Raw genomic sequence first — 19,451 nt, 5'->3', positions numbered from 1 at the left:
GAGCATTCGATGAAGATCTTCGTCCTGGTCAAAGAGGTACCGGACACCTATGGCGATCGCACGTTGAATCTCGAGACCGGACTCGCCGAACGCGGGGCCGGGGATGTGGTCCTCGACGAGATCACGGAGCGGGCCCTCGAGGTCGCCCTGGCCCACGCCGACAAGAACGAGGGCACCGAGGTCGTGGCCCTCACGATGGCGCCCGAGAGCGCGACCGCATCCGTGCGGCGGGCCCTCGCGATCGGTGCCGCCTCTGCGATCCACATCGTCGACGAGCAGCTCGTCGGCGCCGACCTGGGCCTCACCGCCGAGGTGCTCGCCGCCGCGATCCGCCGCGGCGCCCCCGACCTCGTCATCACCGGCAACCTGTCCACCGACGGCGCCGGCGGCGTCCTCCCCGCGATGCTCGCCGAACACCTCGGCTGGGCGCAGGCCACCGCCCTCACCGCGGTCGAGATCACGGCCGAGGGAGTCTCCGGCACCCGCGGCGCCGACGCGGGCAACCAGCAGGTGACCGCGCCGCTCCCCGCCGTGATCTCCATCACCGAGGCGCTCCCGGACGCCCGGTTCCCGAACTTCAAGGGCATCATGGCGGCGAAGAAGAAGCCGCTGGAGGTGCTGTCCCTCGCCGACCTCGACGTGTCGGCCGACCCGGCACTCGCTCCGCGCACCATCATGACCGCGGTCTCCGAGAAGCCTCCGCGGGCGGCCGGGGTCAAGATCACCGACGAGGGCGATGCCGCCGAGAAGCTCGTCGAGTTCCTCGTGCAGAACAGGCTGGTGTGACATGGCGTACCCCGAGAACCCGATCCTCGTGCTCCTCGACGTCGACCCGTCCGGTGCACTCGCCAGCAGCACCGCCGGACTCCTCGGCGCGGCGGCAGGCATCGGCACACCGGTCGCGGTGATCGTCGGCGGTTCCGAGGCGGCGGTCGCCACGGCCGCGGAGGCCGGAGCCGCGATCGTGCTCACGGCCGACGGCGACCGGTCCGCGCTGACCGTCCCGATCGTCGACGCGCTGCAGGCCGCCGCCGCGCAGGTGCAGCCCGCGGCCGTCCTCATCTCGAACTCGATCTCCGGACGCGATGTCGCCGGCCGGTTCGCGGTGCGGACGAAGAGCGCGCTCGCCGTGGACGCGGTCGGGGTCTCCCGCGACGACGAGGGCATCGTCGCCCACCACTCGGTCTATGGCGGGGCGTATCTCGTCGACGCCGCGGCGACGTACGGCACGCTCGTCGTCACGCTGCGCCAGGGCGCGGTGGACGCCAGGGCCGAGGCGGTCGCCTCCCCGCAGGTCGAGCAGCTCGCGGTCACTCCGTCCGGAGCGGTCGCCGCGACGGCGGGCCCCGTCGAGACGGTCGAGGCCACCTCTTCCCGGCCCGAGCTGCGCGGAGCGACCCGCGTCGTGTCGGGCGGCCGGGGTCTCGCCTCGAAGGAGAAGTTCGTGCTCGTGGAGGAGCTCGCCGACGCCCTCGGGGCCGCGGTCGGCGCCTCGCGTGCCGCCGTCGACGCGGGCTACATCCCGCAGTCCCACCAGGTCGGGCAGACCGGGGTCTCGGTGTCGCCGCAGCTCTACGTCGCGCTCGGGATCTCCGGCGCGATCCAGCACCGCGCCGGCATGCAGACGTCGAAGAACATCGTGGCGATCAACAAGGACCCGGAGGCGCCGATCTTCGACGTCGCCGACTTCGGCATCGTCGGCGATGTGTTCACGATCGTGCCGCAGGTGATCGCCGCGCTCGAGGCGCGGAAGAAGTAGCCATGGCGACGCGGGTGCTGCGCCGCGGGCTTCCGCGGGTGCCGGGCGGCGAGCCGTGGCCGCCCGCCGAGGTGACGGTCGAGACCGTCGATGCGGTCGAGGTCGCCGAGGTGGCCGCCGTCGAGGCTCCGGTGTCGGCGCCGGCGGAGCGCGTCGAGCGCGGGGCCCCCGAGGTCGAGACCGCTGTCGCAACCCCCTCTCTGCCGGAGGACGCCGCCCCGCGCCTGACTCTCCGTCGCGGCCTCCCGCGCGTCCCGGGCGGCGAGCCGTGGCCGCCGGCCGAGGCCGCGACGGCGGTGTCGGCCGTCGCCGCGGTGCCGGCCGAGACGTCACATGTTGCGGTCACGGCGTCCGACGCTCCCGCTGCCGAGCCGGCTGCCGCCGCCACGTCCGCTGCCGCGACGCCCGCTGCCGCGACGCCCGCTGCCGCGACCCCCGCTGCCGCGACGCCCGCCGGAGCCCCCAGCATCCGCCGCGGACTGCCGCGTGTCCCGGGCGGCGAGCCCTGGCCGCCCGCCGGGACCGTGCCCGCTCGTGCGACCACCGACACCTCCTCGGCCGCAGCGGCGGACGCCCCCGCGATCGCGGAGACTCCGGCTCCGGCCGCGGCACCCGCGGCGGCGGAGCCCGCGGTCCCCGGCACCGCGCTCGCCCCGGCCGCCGACATCAGCACGCCGCTGCCCTGGACCCGCACGGTCTGGAACGGTCGTGCCCCCCGACACCTTCCGGCCGCCGCCTCGACCACCCCGACCGCTCGCCGGCGTCCGACCTGGACCCAGGCGATCGCGGCGCTGTTCGGCGCCGCCGCTCTCGGTGTGCTCGCGGCCGCGGCCGTGGCCCTCGTCCGCACGCTGCTGAGCCTCCCCTTCATGCAGGACTTCCTGGCCGCCTTCCCGGGCGAGTACGAGCCGCCGATCCCGGTCGAGCCCGGCTTCGCGCCGTGGGTCAACTGGGCGCACTTCTTCAACATGTTCCTGATCGTGCTGATCATCCGCTCGGGGCTGCAGGTGCGCACGGAGAAGCGTCCGAGCGTGTTCTGGACGCCGCAGAACAACCCGAAGGGCAAGATCAGCCTGAACCTCTGGTTCCATCAGGCGCTCGACATCCTGTGGCTGCTGAACGGCGTGATCTTCGTGGTGCTGCTGTTCGCCACGGGGCACTGGGTGCGGATCGTGCCGACGAGCTGGGAGGTCTTCCCGAACGCGCTGTCGGCGGCGCTGCAGTACATCTCGTTCGACTGGCCGCACGAGAACGGCTGGAACAACTACAACAGCCTGCAGCAGCTCGCCTACTTCGTCACCGTCTTCCTCGCGGCACCGCTCGCCGCCGTCACCGGGTTCCGCATGTCGGGGCTCTGGCCCAAGAAGGCGGAGCGCCTGTCGAAGGCGTACCCGGTGGAATGGGCGCGCGCCCTGCACTTCCCGGTGATGCTCTACTTCGTGGCGTTCATCATCGCGCACGTCGCGCTCGTGATGCTGACCGGCTTCCTGCGCAACCTCAATCACATGTTCGCCGCGCAGGATGCCGCGACGTGGACGGGGTTCTGGGTGTTCATCGCCTCGCTCGTCGTGATCGCGATCGCGTGGGTCGCGGCGCGGCCGCTCGTGCTCGCGCCGATCGCGAAGGTCTTCGGCAAGGTCTCGGGGCGCTGATCCATGACCGACCGCACCGCCATCGAGGAGTACTGGCGCGACGCCCGCATCGCGCTGCCGCACCTGCCCGAGGCCCTTCCCGAGGCGTGGGGTTTCGGTGCGACGCCGGAGCACGCCGACGAGCTCCTGGAGCTCGTGCTCCGCGGCATCAAGGTGGGCACCGCGTCCTCCGTCTGGGACTACGAGGAGACGGGGGATCCGCTGCCGACCGTCGGCGAACTCAGCATCATCCTCGACGGAACCGGCGCCCCGCGCGCCGTGATCGAGACCACGGCGATCGACATCGTGCCGTTCGACGAGGTCGACGAGGCGCACGCCTTCGCCGAGGGGGAGGGGGATCGCACGCTCACACACTGGCGCGAGGTGCACGAGCGCTACTGGCGCACCCACTCCGAGAACCCGCGCGGCTATGAACCCGACATGCCCGTGCTGTGCGAACGCTTCCGGCTGCTCCTGCCGGCCGGCACGGAGGACTGAGAAGAGGGAGATCATGGCAGAGGCCTACATCGTCGACGCGGTCCGTTCGCCGGTCGGACGCCGTGGCGGCGCTCTCGCGGAGATCCACCCCGCCGACCTCGGCGCGCACAGTCTGCGGGCCCTCGTCGACCGGACCGGCATCGACCCCGGCGCCGTGGACGACGTGATCCTCGGAGCCATCGATGCGATCGGCGGGCAGGCCGGGAACGTCGCGCGCACCGCGCTGCTCGTCGCCGGCTTCCCGGAGCACGTGCCCGGCGTGACGATCGACCGCCAGTGCGGATCCAGTCAGCAGGCCGTGCACTTCGCCGCGCAGGCGGTGCTCAGCGGCACCGGCGACCTCGTGATCGCCGGCGGGCTGCAGAACATGTCGCGGATCCCGCTCACGGCCGCCGCGACCGTCGGCCGGGAGTACGGCTTCACGACGCCGTACGCCGAGTCGCCCGGATGGCAGGAGCGGTACGGCGACCAGGAGATCTCGCAGTTCCGGGGCGCGGAGCTCATCGCCGAGCGGTGGGACATCTCGCGGGAGGAGATGGAGCGGTACGCGCTGGAGAGCCACCGCCGGGCGGCCGTGGCCCAGGACGAGGGGCGGTTCGCGGCGGAGATCGCGCCGCTCGCCGGGCTCGGCCATGACGAGGGCGTGCGCCGGGACACCACCCTCGAACGCATGGCCGGCTTGCCGCCGCTCGCGCCCGGCGGACGGATCACCGCCGCGGTCGCGTCGCAGATCAGCGATGCATCGAGTGCCGTGCTCATCGCCAGTGCGCGGGCGGTGCAGGAGCACGGCCTCACCCCGCGCGCTCGCATCCACCACGTCTCCGTCCGCGGCGACGACCCCGTACTCATGCTCACCGCGCCGATCCCGGCGACCCGGCACGCGCTGGAGCGCACCGGGCTCCGGATCGAGGACATCGACCTGTTCGAGGTCAACGAGGCGTTCGCCTCGGTCGTGCTCGCCTGGATGCGCGAGACCGGTGCGCCGCACGAGAAGGTCAACGTCAACGGCGGCGGCATCGCGCTGGGGCACCCGATCGGCGCGACCGGCACCCGCATCCTCGCGACCCTGCTCAACGAGCTGGAGCGCACCGGCGGCCGGTACGGCCTGCAGACGATGTGCGAGGGCGGCGGCGTCGCGAACGTCACGATCATCGAACGCCTCTGAGTGCAGACGAAAGGGCCGCCTCGCGGGGCGGCCCTTTCGGTGAAGACGAGGGTCAGGGGCGCACGAAGCGGACCTCGGTGAGCGTCTCGCCGAGGAACGGCTCGGTGTGCGCGGCGCCGTCGAGGTGGAATCCGTTGCGCGTGTAGAAGCGGTGCGCGCGGGGGTTGTCCTCGGCGACCCAGAGGTAGAGCGGCTCGTCCTTCTCGACGGCCGCATCGAAGAGCTTCTGCCCGATGCCGGTCGAGTGGTACGCGTCGAGCAGGTAGATGAAGTACAGCTCGCGGAACGCCGGGGCGTCCTTGTCGCGGGCCGGCCCCGAGCCGACGAAGCCGACGATCTCGCCGTCGACGAGCGCCGCGTTCATCTTGAAGTCGGGACCCTGCGCCGCCCAGTGCGTCCAGAGCTCGGCCATCCGGCGGGGGGAGACCTTCTCCAGCGCCGCCTTGCTGATGAGGTGATCGTAGGTCTCGTGCCAGCACTGCGCATGCACGCGACCGAGGGCTTCCGCATCCACATCACGGACCGGACGGACGATGACTTCGGGCTGGGCTTCGGCGCTCATGCGGTGACTCTACGGCGGGTCCGCGGAAATCGGAAATCGGGACGACGGCCCCCGAGAGGCACTCCGACGGCATGGAGGAATCGGACAACGAAGTTCGACCGTCGTGCGCGGATGGCTACGATCAGTCCTCGTGAATGTGATCTGGCGGACCCTCCTCGTGATCCTCGGTGCGCGTCGCCGCGTGCGGCAGGGGAAGACCCTCGACCCCACCGCCGTCGGCACCGTCACCGTGACCACCCTGCCGACCGACCTCGACATCCTCCGCCACATGAACAACGGCCGCTATCTGTCGCTGTTCGACCTCGGTCGCTGGGACCACCTCATCCGCACGGGGTTGTTCGATGTGATGAAGGACCAGGGCTGGTACGCGGTCGTGTCGAGCGAGACGATCACGTTCCGCAAGTCGCTCCAGCTCTGGCAGCGGTTCGAGGTGCAGTCCCGGTTCATCGGGCACGACGAGAAGGCCCTCTTCCTGGAGCATCGCGCCGTGGTCGGCGGCGAGGTCTACGCCCGGGCCATCGTGCGGGCCCGCGTGCTGCGACGCTCCGGCGGCACGGTCAGCAACGAGGAGCTCTTCGCCGCGGTGGGCAAGCCCGACGGGGTTCCCGAGATCGACGCGTGGGTGCACGACTGGGCGGCCGCGTCCGCCCTGCCTCCCGTACGTACCCCCGCCCCCAGCATCTGGAACTGACCCGACTCCGGCCCGCACGGTCGGGCACCCCGGGATTCCGCGACCCGAGACCTAGGGTGGTCACATGGCAGAGTCGTCGTCATCCTCCGCGGAGGCGGGGGCATCCGCATCCCTCGCCGATCAGGCCGTCGAACTCGCGCGCCGCTGGGTGATCGAGGCGGCCGCGGCCGACGTCGACCCCGCCGCGGAACGCCTCGCCGGGGTCCTGCGCGACGCCAACGGTCTGCCGTTCACCCTCGGTTTCGTCGACGGCGTGATGCGCCCGGAGAGCCTGACCGCCGCGGCCGCCCAGCTGCGCCGGATCGCGCCCATCGTGCCGGAGTTCCTGCCGTGGTACCTGCGCTCCGCCGTGCGGCTCGGCGGCGGCGTCGCCCCGGTGCTGCCGACACCGGTCGTCCCCCTCGCGCGGCGGGCGCTGCGCGAGATGGTGGGGCACCTCGTGGTGGACGCGCGGCCCGCGAAGCTCGGACCCGCGATCGAGAAGCTGCGGGAGTCGGGGTCGCGTCTGAACCTCAACCTCCTCGGGGAGGCGGTGCTGGGCGAGGCGGAGGCGCAGCGGCGGCTCGACGGCATCCACGAGCTCATCCGGCGTCCGGACGTCGACTACGTGTCGGTCAAGGTCTCCGCGATCGTCAGCCGCATCTCGATGTGGGGCTTCGACGAGGTCGTCGAACGGGTCGTGGAGCGGCTGCTCCCGCTGTACGTGACGGCGGCAGCGGACGGCACCTTCATCAACCTCGACATGGAGGAGTATCGCGACCTCGACCTCACGATCGCCGTCTTCACACGGCTCCTGGAGGATCCGCGGCTGATCGGGCTCGAGGCCGGGATCGTGCTGCAGGCCTATCTGCCCGACGCGCTCCCGGCCCTCCAGGAGCTCACCGCCTGGGCGCAGGACCGCGTGATCCACGGGGGAGCCCGCATCAAGGTGCGCCTCGTGAAGGGTGCGAACCTCGCGATGGAGCACGTCGAGGCGACGCTGCACGGGTGGACGCCCGCGCCGTACGACACCAAGCTCGACACCGACGCGAACTACCTGCGCTGCCTCGACTGGGCGCTGCGGCCCGAGCACACGTCGGCCGTGCGGATCGGCGTGGCCGGCCACAACCTCTTCGGCATCGCCCACGCGTGGCTGCGGGCCGGGGAGCGGGGCGTCCGCGACGCGGTCGAGTTCGAGATGCTGCTCGGCATGGCTCAGGGGCAGGTGCAGGCGGTGTCCCGCGAAGTGGGTCCGGTGCTGCTGTACGTGCCGGTCGTGGCGCCCGCGGAGTTCGACGTGGCCATCAGCTACCTCGTGCGGCGGCTGGAGGAGAACGCGTCGTCCGAGAACTTCCTCTCCGCGGCGTTCCACCTGCACGACGACGAGACGCTCTTCGCCCGGGAAGCCGACCGCTTCCTCGACGCGCTCGACCGGGCGGCCGACCCCGCCCTCGCCCTCGGCCCGCGGCGCGCGCAGGACCGCCTCGCGCCCGTGCACGAGTCCGTGCGGCCGGCGCCGGTCAGCCCAGTCGCGGAGGCCGATCTCACCAAGGCCGTCCTCGGCATCGTGCGCGGCTCGGACGACGCCGACACCGGCGCCTTCCTCGAGACCGCCGTGTATGCGGCGCGCGAGCGCGGGGAGGACACCGGGGGTGCCCCGGGCTTCGCGAACACGGCCGATACGGATCTCGCCCTCCCCGCCAACCGCGAGTGGGCGGCGGGGATCCGCGCACGGCTCGCGGACTCGACGGTCGGGACGGAGGTCCTGGACGCGGCCCGCGTCGACGACGCCGACGACCTCGGCCGCATCGTGCGCGGTGTGCAGGGTGCGGCGGCGGCCTGGGGTGCGCGCCCTGCAGCCGAACGGGCCGAGGTGCTGCTGCGCGCGGCGGCGGCGCTCGAGTCCCGGCGTGCGGAGCTGATCGAGGTCGCGGCCGCGGAGACCGGCAAGGTCTTCGCCGAAGCCGACGTGGAGGTGAGCGAGGCCGTCGACTTCGCCCGGTACTACGCCGCGACCTGCCGTGAGCTCGACGCGATCTCCGGCGCCGTGTTCGTCCCCGCCCGCGTGACCGTCGTCGCGCCGCCGTGGAACTTCCCCCTCGCGATCCCCGCGGGTGGCGTGCTGGCGGCGCTCGCCGCGGGCTCCGGCGTGGTCCTGAAGCCCGCCCCGCAGGCGCGGCGGTGTGCGGCGGTGCTCGTGGAGGCACTGTGGGACGGCGGCGTGCCCCGTGATGCTCTCGCTCTCGTCGACATCGAGGAAGGCGACCTCGGCCGTGCCCTCATCACGGACGAGGCGGTGGACCGGGTGATCCTCACCGGGTCGTGGGAGACCGCGGCGCTGTTCCGCTCCTGGCGTCCCGACCTGCCCCTGCTCGCGGAGACCAGCGGCAAGAACGCCATGATCATCACACCCTCGGCCGACCTCGACCTCGCCGTGGCCGACCTCGTGAAGAGCGCCTTCGGGCATGCGGGGCAGAAGTGCTCCGCGGCGTCGCTCGCGATCCTCGTCGGGCCGGTGGGGCGCTCGCAGCGTTTCGCCCGTCAGCTCGCCGACGCGGTCCGCTCGCTGCGCGTCGGCTGGCCCTCGGATCCGCTCGCCGAGGTGGGCCCGGTCATCGAGAAGCCCGAGGGGAAGCTCGCCTGGGCCCTCTCCGAGCTGGAGGGCGACGAGCGGTGGCTCATCGAACCCGCCCTCGACCCCGCTGACGACGGCAGCGGCCGGCTCTGGCGCCCGGGCGTGCGGGTCGGCGTGCAGTCCGGTTCCCGCTTCCACACCGAGGAGTTCTTCGGGCCGGTCCTCGGGGTCATGCACGCGCCGACCCTCGCGAAGGCCGTCGACCTGCAGAACGCCGTCGCCTACGGTCTCACCGCGGGGCTGCACACACAGGACCCGGACGACCTCTCCTTCTGGCTCGACCGCGTGCAGGCCGGGAACCTCTACGTCAACCGCGGCACCACCGGGGCGATCGTGCAGCGGCAGCCGTTCGGCGGGTGGAAGCGCTCCTCCGTCGGCGCCGGCGCCAAGCCGGGCGGGCCGAACCACCTCATCGGACTCGGGTCGTGGCGCGCCCAGCACGGGGCCCCGGCGTCGAGCACCCTCCATCTGCGGGGGCTCGACTCCCGGATCACGGGGCTCATCGAGGCGGCGCAGCCCTCCCTCCCGTTCGAGTCGTTCGAGTGGCTCCGGCGGTCCGCCCTGTCGGACGCGTTGGCCTGGGACCGGGAGTTCGGTCGGGTGCGGGACGTCTCGCGGCTGGAGATCGAGCGCAACCTCTTCCGGTACCGGCCTGTGCCGGTGGAGATCCGCGCCATCGAGGACGCCGCCCTGCACGACCTGCTGCGGGTCGTGATCGCGGGAGTGCGCGCGGGGGCAGGCTTCGTCGTGTCCACTCCGGTCGGGCTTCCGGCGGGCGTGCGGCATGCTCTGGGTGACCTCGACGCCGTGGTGTTCCTGGAGACGGAGGACGAGTGGCTCCAGCGGATGCAGCTGGCCGAGGAGTCCGGGGCCTCGGGAGATGCGGGTGTTCCGGTACTTCCGCGGCATGGGCGCGTGCGGCTCGTGGGCGGACGGGAGTCGGTGGCGGCGCTGCGCTCCGCGCTGGCGGTGGCCACCGGCGGTGACCCGGACCTCGCGGTGTACGACGCGGAGGTGACGGCGGCGGCCCGCATCGAGCTCCTCCCGTTCGTGCACGAGCAGTCCGTCTCGATCACCGCCCACCGCTACGGAAACCCCGACCCCTGGAGCGCCTCCGTCATCTGACCCCCGCCCGTTTCGGTGCGGAGGCAATAACGCGCCGCTCGGGCCCGCCAGGGGTCCGTTTCTGATCCCGCTCGCCGGGCACGCCTCGACTGTTTCGCTGCGGGTGCGAAAAGGTGCCTCGCCGCGCCATCTGGGGTGCGTTTCTGATCCCACCCGACCGGGGCCGGCGCGCCGCTTTCGGTGCGGGTGCGAAAGAGGGCCGCCTCGGTGCTGCTCGGGTGCGATTCTGATCCCACCTCGGGGCGTACGCGTCTCCACGACACGGGTGCAAAAATGTGCCGCTCCGGGGCGACGGGGGTGCGTTTTCGATCCCGCCTTCCGGGAATGGCCGGGCTCCGCTTCGGTACGGGTGCGAAAAGGTGCTCCTCCGGATCGATGGGGGTGCGTTTTCGATCCCGCCTGCGAGGGTGTGCCGGACTCGGCGGGGTGCTGCGGGGAGGGGACGGGAGGTTCCGGGGACGCGGGATCGAAACGGCGCCGTCGTGGGTCTGCGGAGGGGCGTTGTTGATCCCGCGGCGCGGGGTGTGGGGGAGTGGGCGGCGTGCGGGATCGGAAACGGGCGGGAGAGGCGGTGCGGGGGTGCGATTGTGATCCCGGGAGAGACTGCGGAGAGGGGACAGGGACAAGAGGCGGGACGGGTGTAAAAGATTCTTGACACGGGCGACGGGCAGACGTAGTCTCGTGTCAAGAATTTTTGACACGAGGAGATTCGCATGGTCTACGAGGAGCGCAACGTCTGGGCCGGGCTCATCGTCAGCCCGATCGTCGCGGTCGTCTACGTCGTGCTGCTGCTGCAGCAGGCCGGCGGCGGACCGCTCACCGCCACGGACTGGTTCCCGCTGATGCTGTGGACGATCGGCGGGGGCATCGTCGGGACGATCGTGCTCAGCGTCCTCTGGGGCATCGTCGCCGGGATGTCCGATCCGGACGGCGTCGGCCGCTCCGACATCCGCGACCGGGACATCGGCCGGATGGGAGCCCGGGTGGAGCAGGCCTTCGTCACCATCGCCGGCCTCGGGGTCATCGTCCTCTGCGGTCTCGGCGCCGACGTGTTCTGGATCGCGAACACCATGTTCGCCGGGTTCCTCGTGGCGGCCGTCGTCGGCGGTGTCGCCCGGGCGATCGCGTACCGCCGGGGGCTCCGCTGATGGTCAAGCCCACCCTCGTCTCCAACACCATCCGCGCCCATCGCGAGCGCGCCGGACTCACGCAGGCCGAGCTCGCCCGCACGATCGGGGTCACCAGGCAGACCCTCATCGCGATCGAACAGCAGAAGTACTCGCCGACACTCGAGCTCGCGTTCCAGATCGCCCGGGCGTTCGGGGTCGGGATCGACGACCTGTTCGCGTATCCGACCGACCCCGGAGGTGCCGCATGACCGAGACGATGCCCGCCTGGACCCGCGAGACGTACGGCCCGGCCGCCGGGACAACACGGACCCGGCAGCCCGTCCCCCAGCCGCATCGGGGCGAGGTCGTGCTGCGCGTGCAGGCCACCGCCCTCAACGCCGGCGACGTGCGGCTGCTCCTCGGCGACCCGCTGCTGGTCCGGCCGTTCTTCGGGCTCACCCGACCGAAGAACCCGGTGCGGGGGCTCGACGTCGCCGGCACCGTCGTGGCGGTCGGCGCGGACGTGGTGAACGCCGAGCTCGGCGAACTCGTGGTGGGGGAGCTGCAGGGCGGTGGCGGCCTCGCCTCCCACGCACGCATCGCGGCCGACCGCGTCGTGCCCGTCCCGCCCGACGTGACACCCGAGGCGGCGGCCTGCCTGCCGATCGCCGGAGGCACCGCGTGGCAGGCGCTCGATGCCGCCGGAGTGGGGCTGCGGCACCGCGCGCAGCGGGTCCTCGTGATCGGGGCGTCCGGCGGCGTGGGCACCTTCGCCGTGCAACTCGCGGCGCTCCGCGCGGCCGAGGTATGGGCGACGTGCGGCGCGCACAACGCCCTGCTGCTGGAACGCCTCGGAGCCGTGCGGACGCTCGACCACCGCACATCTCCGCTCACGCATCTGCCCTCCTCCCGGTTCGACGCCGTCATCGACGTGGCGGGAGGTGTGCCGATCCGCGAGTTGCAGCGGCTCGTCCGCCCGGGCGGTCGCGTGGTGCTGGTGACCGGAGACGGCGGACGAGTGCTCGGTCCGGTGCCGCGGATGATCCGCGCCGCCGTGCTCTCGCTCCGCGGACCCCGGGTGGTGTCTCTCGCGGCCACCTCGCGCCCGGAGATCCTCACGAAGCTGCTCGAGCTCGTGGAGGAGGGGCACCTCGTCCCCGTGATCGAGCGCGCGTATCCGTTCGACGAGGCCGTGTCGGCGCTGGCACACGTCGAGGCCGGGCACACGGTCGGCAAGGTCGTGGTGACGCAGCGCGAGGGCTGAGCGCGACACGGGACGGATGCTGGTGGCGCCCAGGGTCCGGTGGCACAATGGTCACCGGCGTGCCCGAGTCGCATCTTCCCCTCCGCCTCTTCCGAGCAGGGGGTCGAAGGACCGCCGGGCCCCTGGACAGCGTCCGCCGCGCCCGTTCACACGAGGAGCATCCATGTCGACGCCGGAGACCGCCGTCACCACCGCCCCCACGCGCACCGCGCACCGCCGCCACTACCTGATGTGCCGTCCCGAGCACTTCACGGTGAACTACTCCATCAATCCGTGGATGGAGCCGTCGCGGCCGACCGATACCGCCAACGCGGTCGCCCAGTGGCAGAAGCTGTATGACCTGTACGTCGAGCTCGGCCACGAGGTCGAGCTCATCGATCCGCTCCCCGGCTACCCGGACATGGTCTACACGGCCAACGGCGGGTTCCTCATCGATGGCCGCGCCTATGTGCCGGAGTTCCGGTTCGTCGAGCGCCAGGGCGAGGCTCCGGCCTTCGCCGACTGGTTCCGCGCCGCGGGCTACGACACGGTGATGCCGAAGGAGGTCAACGAGGGCGAGGGCGACTTCCTGCTCGTGGGCGATGTGATCCTGGCCGGCACGGGCTTCCGCTCCACGGGTGACAGCCACCGCGAGGTCGGAGAGGTCTTCGGCCGCGAGGTCGTGTCGCTGAACCTCACCGACCCCCGCTTCTACCACCTCGACACCGCGATCGCGGTGCTCGACCCCGTGCAGGGCGTGGAGAACGGCGGCCCCGAGCGGGCGAACATCGCCTACCTCCCCGGGGCCTTCGACGACGCCAGCCGTGCCGAGCTGGAGAAGCGCTTCCCGGACGCGATCCTCGTCTCGGACGAGGACGGCGCGGTGTTCGGCCTGAACTCCTCGAGCGACGGCTACAACGTCATCATCTCGCCGCGGGCGAAGGGCTTCGAGCAGCAGCTCCGCGAGCGCGGCTACAACCCGATCACCGTCGACCTGTCCGAGCTCCTGCTCGGCGGCGGCGGCATCAAGTGCTGCACGCTCGAGCTGCGGGGTGCGAAGTGACGATCGAGCAGACGGCGGACGCTTCGACGAGCTCAGCGACCCAGGCGGCGGACGCAGCGACCCAGGGAACGGACGCAGCGACCCAGGGAACGGACGCAGCGACCCAGGGAACGGACGCAGCGACCCTTCGACAGGCTCAGGGACCCAGCGCGGTCGCCGAGCCGCACGTCGCGCACAACTACCATCCGCTGCCGGTGATGATCGCGCGCGGCGAGGGGGTGTGGGTCACCGATGTCGAGGGCAAGCGGTACCTCGACCTGCTCGCGGCGTACTCCGCGGTCAACTTCGGGCACCGGCACCCCGCGCTCGTCGCGGCACTGACCGAGCAGCTCGGTCGGGTCACGCTCGTCAGCCGGGCGTTCCAGAGCGACACCCTGGAGCCGTTCGCCGCGGCGCTCGCCGAGCTCTGCGGCAAGGAGCTCGTGCTGCCGATGAACACGGGCGCCGAGGCCGTCGAGACCGGCATCAAAGTCGCCAGGGCCTGGGGTTACCGCGTGAAGGGCATCCCCGAGGGGAAGGCGCGGATCGTCGTGGCGAAGGGCAACTTCCACGGGCGCACGACGACGATCGTGAGCTTCAGCGACGACGAGACCGCGCACGACGACTTCGGCCCGTACACGCCGGGCTTCGACCGTGTGCCGTTCGGCGACCCGGAGGCGATCGCCGCGGCCATCACGGAGGACACGGCGGGCGTGCTCGTGGAGCCGATCCAGGGCGAGGCTGGGGTCGTGATCCCGCCGGAGGGGTACCTCCGCCGCATCCGCGAGATCTGCGACGAGAAGAACGTGCTGTTCATCGCCGACGAGATCCAGGCCGGGCTCGGTCGGGTCGGCGAGACGTTCGCGTGCGACCGTGAGGGCGTCGTTCCGGACCTGTACCTGCTGGGCAAGGCGCTCGGCGGCGGCATCCTGCCGGTCTCGGCCGTGGTGGGGAACACGGATGTGCTCGGCGTGATCCGCCCCGGCGAGCACGGCTCCACGTTCGGCGGCAACCCGCTCGCGGCGGCCGTCGGTCTCCGCGTGGTGGAGATGCTGCAGACGGGCGAGTTCCAGGAGCGAGCGCGGGCGCTCGGCGCGCACCTCGAGCAGGCGCTGCAGCCGCTGATCGGCCACGGTGTCACGGGCGTGCGCATCGCCGGGCTGTGGGCGGGCGTCGACATCGACCCCGCCATCGGCACCGGCCGCGAGATCGCGGAGAAGCTGCTCGACCGCGGTGTGCTCGTGAAGGACACGCACGGGCAGACCATCCGCATCGCCCCGCCGCTCGTCATCCGGGCCGCCGAGCTCGACTGGGCCGTCGAGCAGCTCACGGTGGTACTCGACGCCTGACCGCGGCCGACCCACCCCCTTCTGCACGAGCCACCCCCTTGCGAACGTTCGCAAGGGGGTGGCTCGTCTCGAAAGGGGTGGGTCGGCGGCTCAAGCCGGCGGGGAGTCCGGGTCGAGCGTGCGGAGGGTGTCCTCCTCGGCGGCGTTGTCGGCCGCGAGCTCGTCCTCGGTGTTCTCGTCGCCGCCCAGCGGAGCGTCGTGGCCGGGGCCGGAACTGCCCTGGATGGCGCCGCCGGTCGACTCGCCGCGAGAGCTGTCGCCCTGGATCGCGCCGCCGGTGCCGTCGCCCTGGCCGGAGTTCTCGTCAGGGACGTCGACGCCGGGAGCGCCTTCGGCCGGATCCTGCGGGTGCGGGGTGCTCATGTTCTCGTCCATGACCCGACGCTACGACCGTCGGGCCGCGATGAGGAAGGCGTTGACAAACGCCTTCGCAGCTCACTCGCCGTCGCGTCGCGGCAGCCGGATGGGCGTGGTCGCCGCCGCCTTCTCCGTGTAGTCGACCGGCTCGACCGCCTGCACGACCCGCAGCGGCCGGGTCTCGTCGAGCGTCAGCCGGAAGCGGCTGCTCTCCTCACGGCGCAGACGCCCGGACGTGAGCACCCAGGTCACCCCGATCGCGCACGCGATGAAACCGGCGGTCCCGCCGAGCATGATGGCGGCACGAGGACCGAACGCGTCGGCGACCCAGCCGGCGATCGGCGCCCCGACCGGAGTCGACCCCATGATGACGGCCATGTAGAGGGCGAGCACGCGGCCGCGCAGTGCCGGGTCCGTCGTGATCTGCACGTAGCCGTTGGCCGTCGTCAGCAGCGTCACGATCATGAAGCCGGTGAACGTGAGCGTGACTGCATAGGAGAGGTAGGTGGGCATCGCGGCCGAGACGAAGGCCGCGATCCCGAAGCCGCCCGCCGCGAGGATCACCACGCGCACCCTCGCCCGGTCGCGACGCGCGGCGAGGAGGGCGCCGATCAGGGACCCGATCGCGAGCACCGAGCTCAGCACCCCGTACCCGTCAGCGCCGGCTCCGAACTCCAGCGCCATGGTCGAGGCGAAGATCGGGAAGTTCATGCCGAACGCGCCGATGAGAAACACCGTCACGAACACGACCTTGAGGTCGCTGCGCGCCCAGACGTACAGGAATCCCTCGGCGAGGCCGCCGCGGTTGCGGTTCTTGGGCCGCGGTGCGAGCAGGTGCGTGCGCATGAGCAGCAGCGCGACGATCATGGCGAGGAACGTCGCGGCGTTGACGATGAACACCCAGCCGGAGCCGATCGCGACGATGAGCAGACCGCCGACCGCGGGGCCGATCATGCGGGCGAGGTTGAAGGAGGCGGAGTTGAGCGCCACGGCGTTGGAGGTCTCCGTGGCGGACACCATGTCCGACACGAAGGCCTGCCGCGCGGGGGCGTCGAAGGCGTTGACGATGCCGAAGCCGAGGGCGAAGGTGAGCATCATCGGCAGGGTCATCACCCCGGCGAGCAGCAGGGAGCCCACGGCGATCGCGAGGGCGAGGAGCGCGGTCTGCGTGGTCAGGAGGATCTTCCGCCGGTCGAAGCGATCCGCGACCCAGCCGGTCAGGCTCACGAGCACCAGGGGAGGGCCGAACTGCAGCGCCATGGTGACGCCCATCGCCGTCGCGTCGTTGTCGGTGAGCTCGGTCAGCACGACCCAGTCCTGCGCGGTGGCCTGCATCCACCCGCCGACGTTCGACACGAGGGCTCCGGCGAACCAGATCCGGTAGTTGATGTTCGCGAAGGAACGGAACATGGCGCTCATCGCTCCACCACCCTCCGCATCAGGGCGCTCGCTTCTCGCAGCGTCGCCAGCTCCGCCTCGGTGTAGTCGACCTCGCGGAGCATGTCGGCCAGCAGCACGTCGCGGCGGCGGATGGTCTCGACGACGATCTCGAGGCCGGCGGGGGTGATGTCCACCTGCACGCGGCGGCGGTCGTCCTCGTCGGGGGTGCGGGCGACATAGCCCTGCTCCTCCAGGCCGTTCACGATGCTCGTCATCGAGGGCGCGGCCACGCGCTCGCGCTCGGCGAGGGTGGAGATCGTGCGCCGACCGTTCATGCGGAGGTCGGCGAGGACGGCGAGCTGGGTGTCGCTCATCATGTCGGCGGCACGGGCGCAGCGGAGCCGGCGGGCGAGCCGGAACGTGGCCATGCGGAGGTCTGTGGCGGTGAGGTGCAGGGAATCATCGGACGCAGACATACTTAGTTAGTCTATCTAATATTTCTGCCCCGGGGGCCGGGGGAGCCGAGGCCAGCGGGCACAATGGAGGGGTGACCCGAACGATCGCTCTCGAAATCGCCGTCCAGGATCCCGCCGGAGTGCGCATCGCCGCCGAGGTCGGCGCCGCTCGCGTCGAACTCGCCACGGCCCTCGCGCTGGGTGGGCTCACCCCGTCGCCGGCCACCCTGGAGCTCGCGCTCGAAGCCGCGGGGGCGAACGGCCCCGAGGTGCACGTCCTCATCCGTCCGCGCGCCGGCGGCTTCCACTACAGCGCCGACGAGCTGGCCGTCGCCGAACGCGACGTGCGGCACGCGGTCGCAGCGGGGGCCGTGGGAGTGGTGATCGGCGCGCTCGACGTCGAAGGCCGACTGGATCGCGACGCCATGGCCCGGCTGCGGGATGCGGCCGGGGGAGCTCCGGCGACCCTGCACCGCGCGATCGACGTGACCGCCGACCCGGTGGCGACCCTGCGGGCCGCGAGGGAGCTCGGACTCCGGCGCGTGCTCACCTCCGGAGGGGCATCCGCCGCGATCGATGGCATCGACACCCTGCGCGCGCTCGTCGCCGCCGCCGAGGGGCAGATCGAGGTGATGGCCGGCAGCGGCGTCGACGTCGCGAGCGCTCCGGTGCTCGCCCGGGCCGGGGTGGACGCCCTCCACTTCTCCGCGAAGCGAGCCGTGACCGAGGACGGCGGCGTGCGCATGGGCTCCGCCTCCGACGGGGTCGGCGGCTACGAGGTGACGGATCGCGACATCGCCTTCGCCATCCGCGACGCCATCCGCGACGCGCTCGCGGAGACCGACCGGTAAGGCAGGATCATGACCGAGACCCGCGAGTACACCGACGGCCACGGCATCGCCATCGTCTACGACGTCCACCCGGCGGAGGGGACGCCCCGGGGCGTCGTCCAGCTCCTGCACGGGGTGGGCGAGCACGCGGGACGGTATCCGGCGCTGATCGCCGCGCTCACCGGAGCCGGGTTCACCGTCTACGCCGACGACCACCGCGGGCACGGGCGCACCGGGATGCGTCAGCACGGCGACCCCGCCCGGCTCGGACGGCTCGGTCCGGGGGGTCTCCGGGCGGCCAAGGATGCGGTCTGGCAGTTGACCGGCATCATCCGTGACGAGAACCCCGACCTCCCGCTCGTGCTCCTCGGACACTCCTGGGGGTCGTTCCTCGCGCAGATGCTGGTGAACGAGCACGCGGAGGCCTTCGATGCGGTCATCCTGTCCGGCTCAGCGCTGCGCACGCCCCGCTCCCTGAACCCGGCGCCGCTGAACGCCGCGTGGGCCGCCGACGACGCGACCGGATACGAGTGGCTGAGCCGGGACCCCGCGGTGTGGAAGGCCTTCGAGGAGGATCCGCTCACGACGGGAGTGCCGCTGCTCAAGCTCTTCGGCCTGCTCGACGCGGCGCGGCTGTACGGGCGTCCGGCGAAGCACCTCGCGCGCGACATTCCGGTGCTGCTCCTCGTCGGCCGTGACGATCCGGTCGGCGGTCCCCGCAGCGTCCACAAGCTCGCCGACGCCTACCGCCGGCGCTCCGGGCTCACCGACGTCACGACCCTCGTCTACCCCGACGCCCGGCACGAGATCTTCCAGGAGCTCCAGCAGGACGAGGTGCGCGCCGATGTCCTCGCGTGGCTCGACGCCCACATCCCCACCCGCTGACCCCCGCCGCCCCGGCCGACCCGTTCCGTCCGGCCCCGGTTCGGTTCCGGTTCGGTCCCGGCCAGGTCCGTCCGGGATCACTTTCGCCCCTCCCGTCCGCCACGCGAGATCACTTTGGTGCCCGGAACACGTCCCAGAGGCGCGTTCTTGCGCTCGCGACGAGTGTGGGGCGTCGACGAGGCGGCGTCCGCGGCGACGTGTTGGGATCACGTTCGCGCCGCCGGCCATCCCGCGGGATCACTTTCGCGCCTGGGGCGGGCTGCGAAAGAGCGTTTTCGAACACGCGCGGTGAGCGGGTGCGTTGGCGCTCGCGCTCATCGTCGGGATCACGGGCGCCTCACCCCCTCCGGGAGTACGCTCGTGCCTTCCTCCGGCCCCGCGGGATCACTTTCGGACCCGGGGTGGGCGGCGGGAGAGCGTTTTCGAACACACGCGGTGAGCGGGTACGCCGGTGGCCGCGCCGCTGATCGGGGCGGTGGTGGTGACTTCGGAGCGTGCGCGTGCCGGAGGACCGCACGGTGGCGGGATCAGAAACGGGCTCTGGGGCGAGATGGCGGGATCACAAACGGGCTGGGGGACGGGATGGCGGGTGCGGTTTCGATCCCGAGGGAGGTGTGTGGTGGGGGTGCCCGGGTGCGGGATCAGGAAGGGGCGTGGAGCGCGGTGTCAGGGGACGGTTTTGATCCTGCGCGGGAGGTGTGCGGCGGGCGTGCCCGGGTGGCGGGACCAGGAACGGGCGCGGGATGGGGTGGCGGG

Annotated in this window: 18 protein-coding genes; 14 read left to right on the top strand and 4 right to left on the bottom strand. The window is 72.0% G+C overall.

The window, feature by feature from the left end; all coding sequences use genetic code 11:
• The first annotated feature begins 9 nt into the window (after window positions 1-9).
• Genes CJ226_RS12630 through CJ226_RS12610 form a run of 5 tightly spaced genes read left to right on the top strand, consistent with a single transcriptional unit; the run spans window position 10 to window position 5,053 of the window.
• On the top strand, window positions 10-786 hold the full coding sequence (locus CJ226_RS12630) for an electron transfer flavoprotein subunit beta/FixA family protein (protein ID WP_102209382.1): 777 nt from the start codon (window positions 10-12) through the stop codon (window positions 784-786).
• Window position 787: 1 nt separating this feature from the next.
• A complete protein-coding gene (locus CJ226_RS12625) occupies window positions 788-1,759 on the top strand; it encodes an electron transfer flavoprotein subunit alpha/FixB family protein (RefSeq protein ID WP_102209381.1) in 972 nt (323 codons plus the stop codon).
• A 2-nt stretch (window positions 1,760-1,761) separates the two neighbouring features.
• On the top strand, window positions 1,762-3,411 hold the full coding sequence (locus CJ226_RS12620) for a cytochrome b/b6 domain-containing protein (protein ID WP_102209380.1): 1,650 nt from the start codon (window positions 1,762-1,764) through the stop codon (window positions 3,409-3,411).
• 3 nt (window positions 3,412-3,414) lie between these two features.
• A complete protein-coding gene (locus CJ226_RS12615) occupies window positions 3,415-3,888 on the top strand; it encodes an ASCH domain-containing protein (RefSeq protein WP_102209379.1) in 474 nt (157 codons plus the stop codon).
• Window positions 3,889-3,901: 13 nt separating this feature from the next.
• Window positions 3,902-5,053 (top strand): acetyl-CoA C-acetyltransferase, encoded by a 1,152-nt coding sequence (locus CJ226_RS12610; RefSeq protein WP_062636984.1) that lies wholly within the window; start codon window positions 3,902-3,904, stop codon window positions 5,051-5,053.
• Between the two features lie 52 nt (window positions 5,054-5,105).
• Here CJ226_RS12610 and CJ226_RS12605 read toward each other — a convergent pair whose 3' ends face one another.
• Window positions 5,106-5,615 (bottom strand): GNAT family N-acetyltransferase, encoded by a 510-nt coding sequence (locus tag CJ226_RS12605; protein ID WP_025105423.1) that lies wholly within the window; start codon window positions 5,613-5,615, stop codon window positions 5,106-5,108.
• Window positions 5,616-5,745: 130 nt separating this feature from the next.
• Between CJ226_RS12605 and CJ226_RS12600 the strand changes: the two genes are divergently transcribed.
• The 7 genes from CJ226_RS12600 to rocD all read left to right on the top strand — a co-directional run bounded on the left by CJ226_RS12600 (window position 5,746) and on the right by rocD (window position 14,788).
• Window positions 5,746-6,306 carry an acyl-CoA thioesterase gene (locus tag CJ226_RS12600; protein ID WP_102209378.1) on the top strand — a complete coding sequence of 187 codons (561 nt, stop codon included), beginning with the start codon at window positions 5,746-5,748 and terminating at the stop codon, window positions 6,304-6,306.
• Between the two features lie 64 nt (window positions 6,307-6,370).
• A complete protein-coding gene (locus CJ226_RS12595; protein WP_102209377.1) occupies window positions 6,371-10,045 on the top strand; it encodes a bifunctional proline dehydrogenase/L-glutamate gamma-semialdehyde dehydrogenase in 3,675 nt (1,224 codons plus the stop codon).
• A gap of 713 nt (window positions 10,046-10,758) precedes the next feature.
• Complete coding sequence (locus CJ226_RS12590; protein ID WP_062636978.1) at window positions 10,759-11,193, top strand: hypothetical protein; 435 nt, start codon at window positions 10,759-10,761, stop codon at window positions 11,191-11,193.
• A complete protein-coding gene (locus CJ226_RS12585; RefSeq protein WP_060922632.1) occupies window positions 11,193-11,423 on the top strand; it encodes a helix-turn-helix transcriptional regulator in 231 nt (76 codons plus the stop codon). The genes CJ226_RS12590 and CJ226_RS12585 overlap by 1 nt, the downstream gene beginning before the upstream one ends.
• Window positions 11,420-12,418 carry an NAD(P)-dependent alcohol dehydrogenase gene (locus CJ226_RS12580; RefSeq protein WP_102209376.1) on the top strand — a complete coding sequence of 333 codons (999 nt, stop codon included), beginning with the start codon at window positions 11,420-11,422 and terminating at the stop codon, window positions 12,416-12,418. The genes CJ226_RS12585 and CJ226_RS12580 overlap by 4 nt, the downstream gene beginning before the upstream one ends.
• 163 nt (window positions 12,419-12,581) lie before the next feature.
• Complete coding sequence (gene ddaH / locus CJ226_RS12575; protein ID WP_060922634.1) at window positions 12,582-13,460, top strand: dimethylargininase; 879 nt, start codon at window positions 12,582-12,584, stop codon at window positions 13,458-13,460.
• Window positions 13,457-14,788, top strand: coding sequence for an ornithine--oxo-acid transaminase (gene rocD / locus CJ226_RS12570; RefSeq protein ID WP_102209375.1), 1,332 nt, complete (start codon window positions 13,457-13,459; stop codon window positions 14,786-14,788). Before ddaH ends, rocD begins: the two co-directional genes overlap by 4 nt.
• 90 nt (window positions 14,789-14,878) lie before the next feature.
• Here rocD and CJ226_RS12565 read toward each other — a convergent pair whose 3' ends face one another.
• The 3 genes from CJ226_RS12565 to CJ226_RS12555 are packed head-to-tail and all read right to left on the bottom strand — an operon-like array spanning window position 14,879 to window position 17,001.
• Window positions 14,879-15,163, bottom strand: a complete 285-nt coding sequence (locus CJ226_RS12565) for a hypothetical protein (protein WP_025105431.1) — start codon at window positions 15,161-15,163, stop codon at window positions 14,879-14,881.
• A gap of 60 nt (window positions 15,164-15,223) precedes the next feature.
• A complete protein-coding gene (locus CJ226_RS12560) occupies window positions 15,224-16,555 on the bottom strand; it encodes an MFS transporter (protein ID WP_102209515.1) in 1,332 nt (443 codons plus the stop codon).
• Between the two features lie 5 nt (window positions 16,556-16,560).
• Window positions 16,561-17,001, bottom strand: coding sequence for a MarR family winged helix-turn-helix transcriptional regulator (locus tag CJ226_RS12555; RefSeq protein ID WP_102209374.1), 441 nt, complete (start codon window positions 16,999-17,001; stop codon window positions 16,561-16,563).
• A gap of 71 nt (window positions 17,002-17,072) precedes the next feature.
• On the opposite strand from CJ226_RS12555, the gene CJ226_RS12550 reads away from it, so the two are divergent.
• Complete coding sequence (locus tag CJ226_RS12550; protein WP_102209373.1) at window positions 17,073-17,831, top strand: copper homeostasis protein CutC; 759 nt, start codon at window positions 17,073-17,075, stop codon at window positions 17,829-17,831.
• Window positions 17,832-17,840: 9 nt separating this feature from the next.
• On the top strand, window positions 17,841-18,695 hold the full coding sequence (locus CJ226_RS12545) for an alpha/beta fold hydrolase (RefSeq protein WP_102209372.1): 855 nt from the start codon (window positions 17,841-17,843) through the stop codon (window positions 18,693-18,695).
• Window positions 18,696-19,451: the final 756 nt, after the last annotated feature.

Source organism: Microbacterium sp. UMB0228, assembly GCF_002871415.1.
Lineage (GTDB): Bacteria > Actinomycetota > Actinomycetes > Actinomycetales > Microbacteriaceae > Microbacterium.
The sequence above is the reverse complement of the archived record's forward strand: the minus strand, read 5'-3'. Positions and strand labels throughout refer to the sequence as shown.

Bases quoted from the DNA above. Each gene is read 5' to 3' on its own strand.
- CJ226_RS12565 (WP_025105431.1), bottom strand. From the start codon at position 15,163: ATGGACGAGAACATGAGCACCCCGCACCCGCAGGATCCGGCCGAAGGC.
- CJ226_RS12610 (WP_062636984.1), top strand. From the start codon at position 3,902: ATGGCAGAGGCCTACATCGTCGACGCGGTCCGTTCGCCGGTCGGACGC.
- CJ226_RS12545 (WP_102209372.1), top strand. From the start codon at position 17,841: ATGACCGAGACCCGCGAGTACACCGACGGCCACGGCATCGCCATCGTC.
- CJ226_RS12585 (WP_060922632.1), top strand. From the start codon at position 11,193: ATGGTCAAGCCCACCCTCGTCTCCAACACCATCCGCGCCCATCGCGAG.
- CJ226_RS12625 (WP_102209381.1), top strand. From the start codon at position 788: ATGGCGTACCCCGAGAACCCGATCCTCGTGCTCCTCGACGTCGACCCG.
- CJ226_RS12615 (WP_102209379.1), top strand. From the start codon at position 3,415: ATGACCGACCGCACCGCCATCGAGGAGTACTGGCGCGACGCCCGCATC.
- CJ226_RS12560 (WP_102209515.1), bottom strand. From the start codon at position 16,555: ATGTTCCGTTCCTTCGCGAACATCAACTACCGGATCTGGTTCGCCGGA.
- CJ226_RS12620 (WP_102209380.1), top strand. From the start codon at position 1,762: ATGGCGACGCGGGTGCTGCGCCGCGGGCTTCCGCGGGTGCCGGGCGGC.
- CJ226_RS12605 (WP_025105423.1), bottom strand. From the start codon at position 5,615: ATGAGCGCCGAAGCCCAGCCCGAAGTCATCGTCCGTCCGGTCCGTGAT.
- ddaH (WP_060922634.1), top strand. From the start codon at position 12,582: ATGTCGACGCCGGAGACCGCCGTCACCACCGCCCCCACGCGCACCGCG.
- CJ226_RS12590 (WP_062636978.1), top strand. From the start codon at position 10,759: ATGGTCTACGAGGAGCGCAACGTCTGGGCCGGGCTCATCGTCAGCCCG.
- CJ226_RS12580 (WP_102209376.1), top strand. From the start codon at position 11,420: ATGACCGAGACGATGCCCGCCTGGACCCGCGAGACGTACGGCCCGGCC.
- CJ226_RS12595 (WP_102209377.1), top strand. From the start codon at position 6,371: ATGGCAGAGTCGTCGTCATCCTCCGCGGAGGCGGGGGCATCCGCATCC.
- CJ226_RS12630 (WP_102209382.1), top strand. From the start codon at position 10: ATGAAGATCTTCGTCCTGGTCAAAGAGGTACCGGACACCTATGGCGAT.
- CJ226_RS12555 (WP_102209374.1), bottom strand. From the start codon at position 17,001: ATGTCTGCGTCCGATGATTCCCTGCACCTCACCGCCACAGACCTCCGC.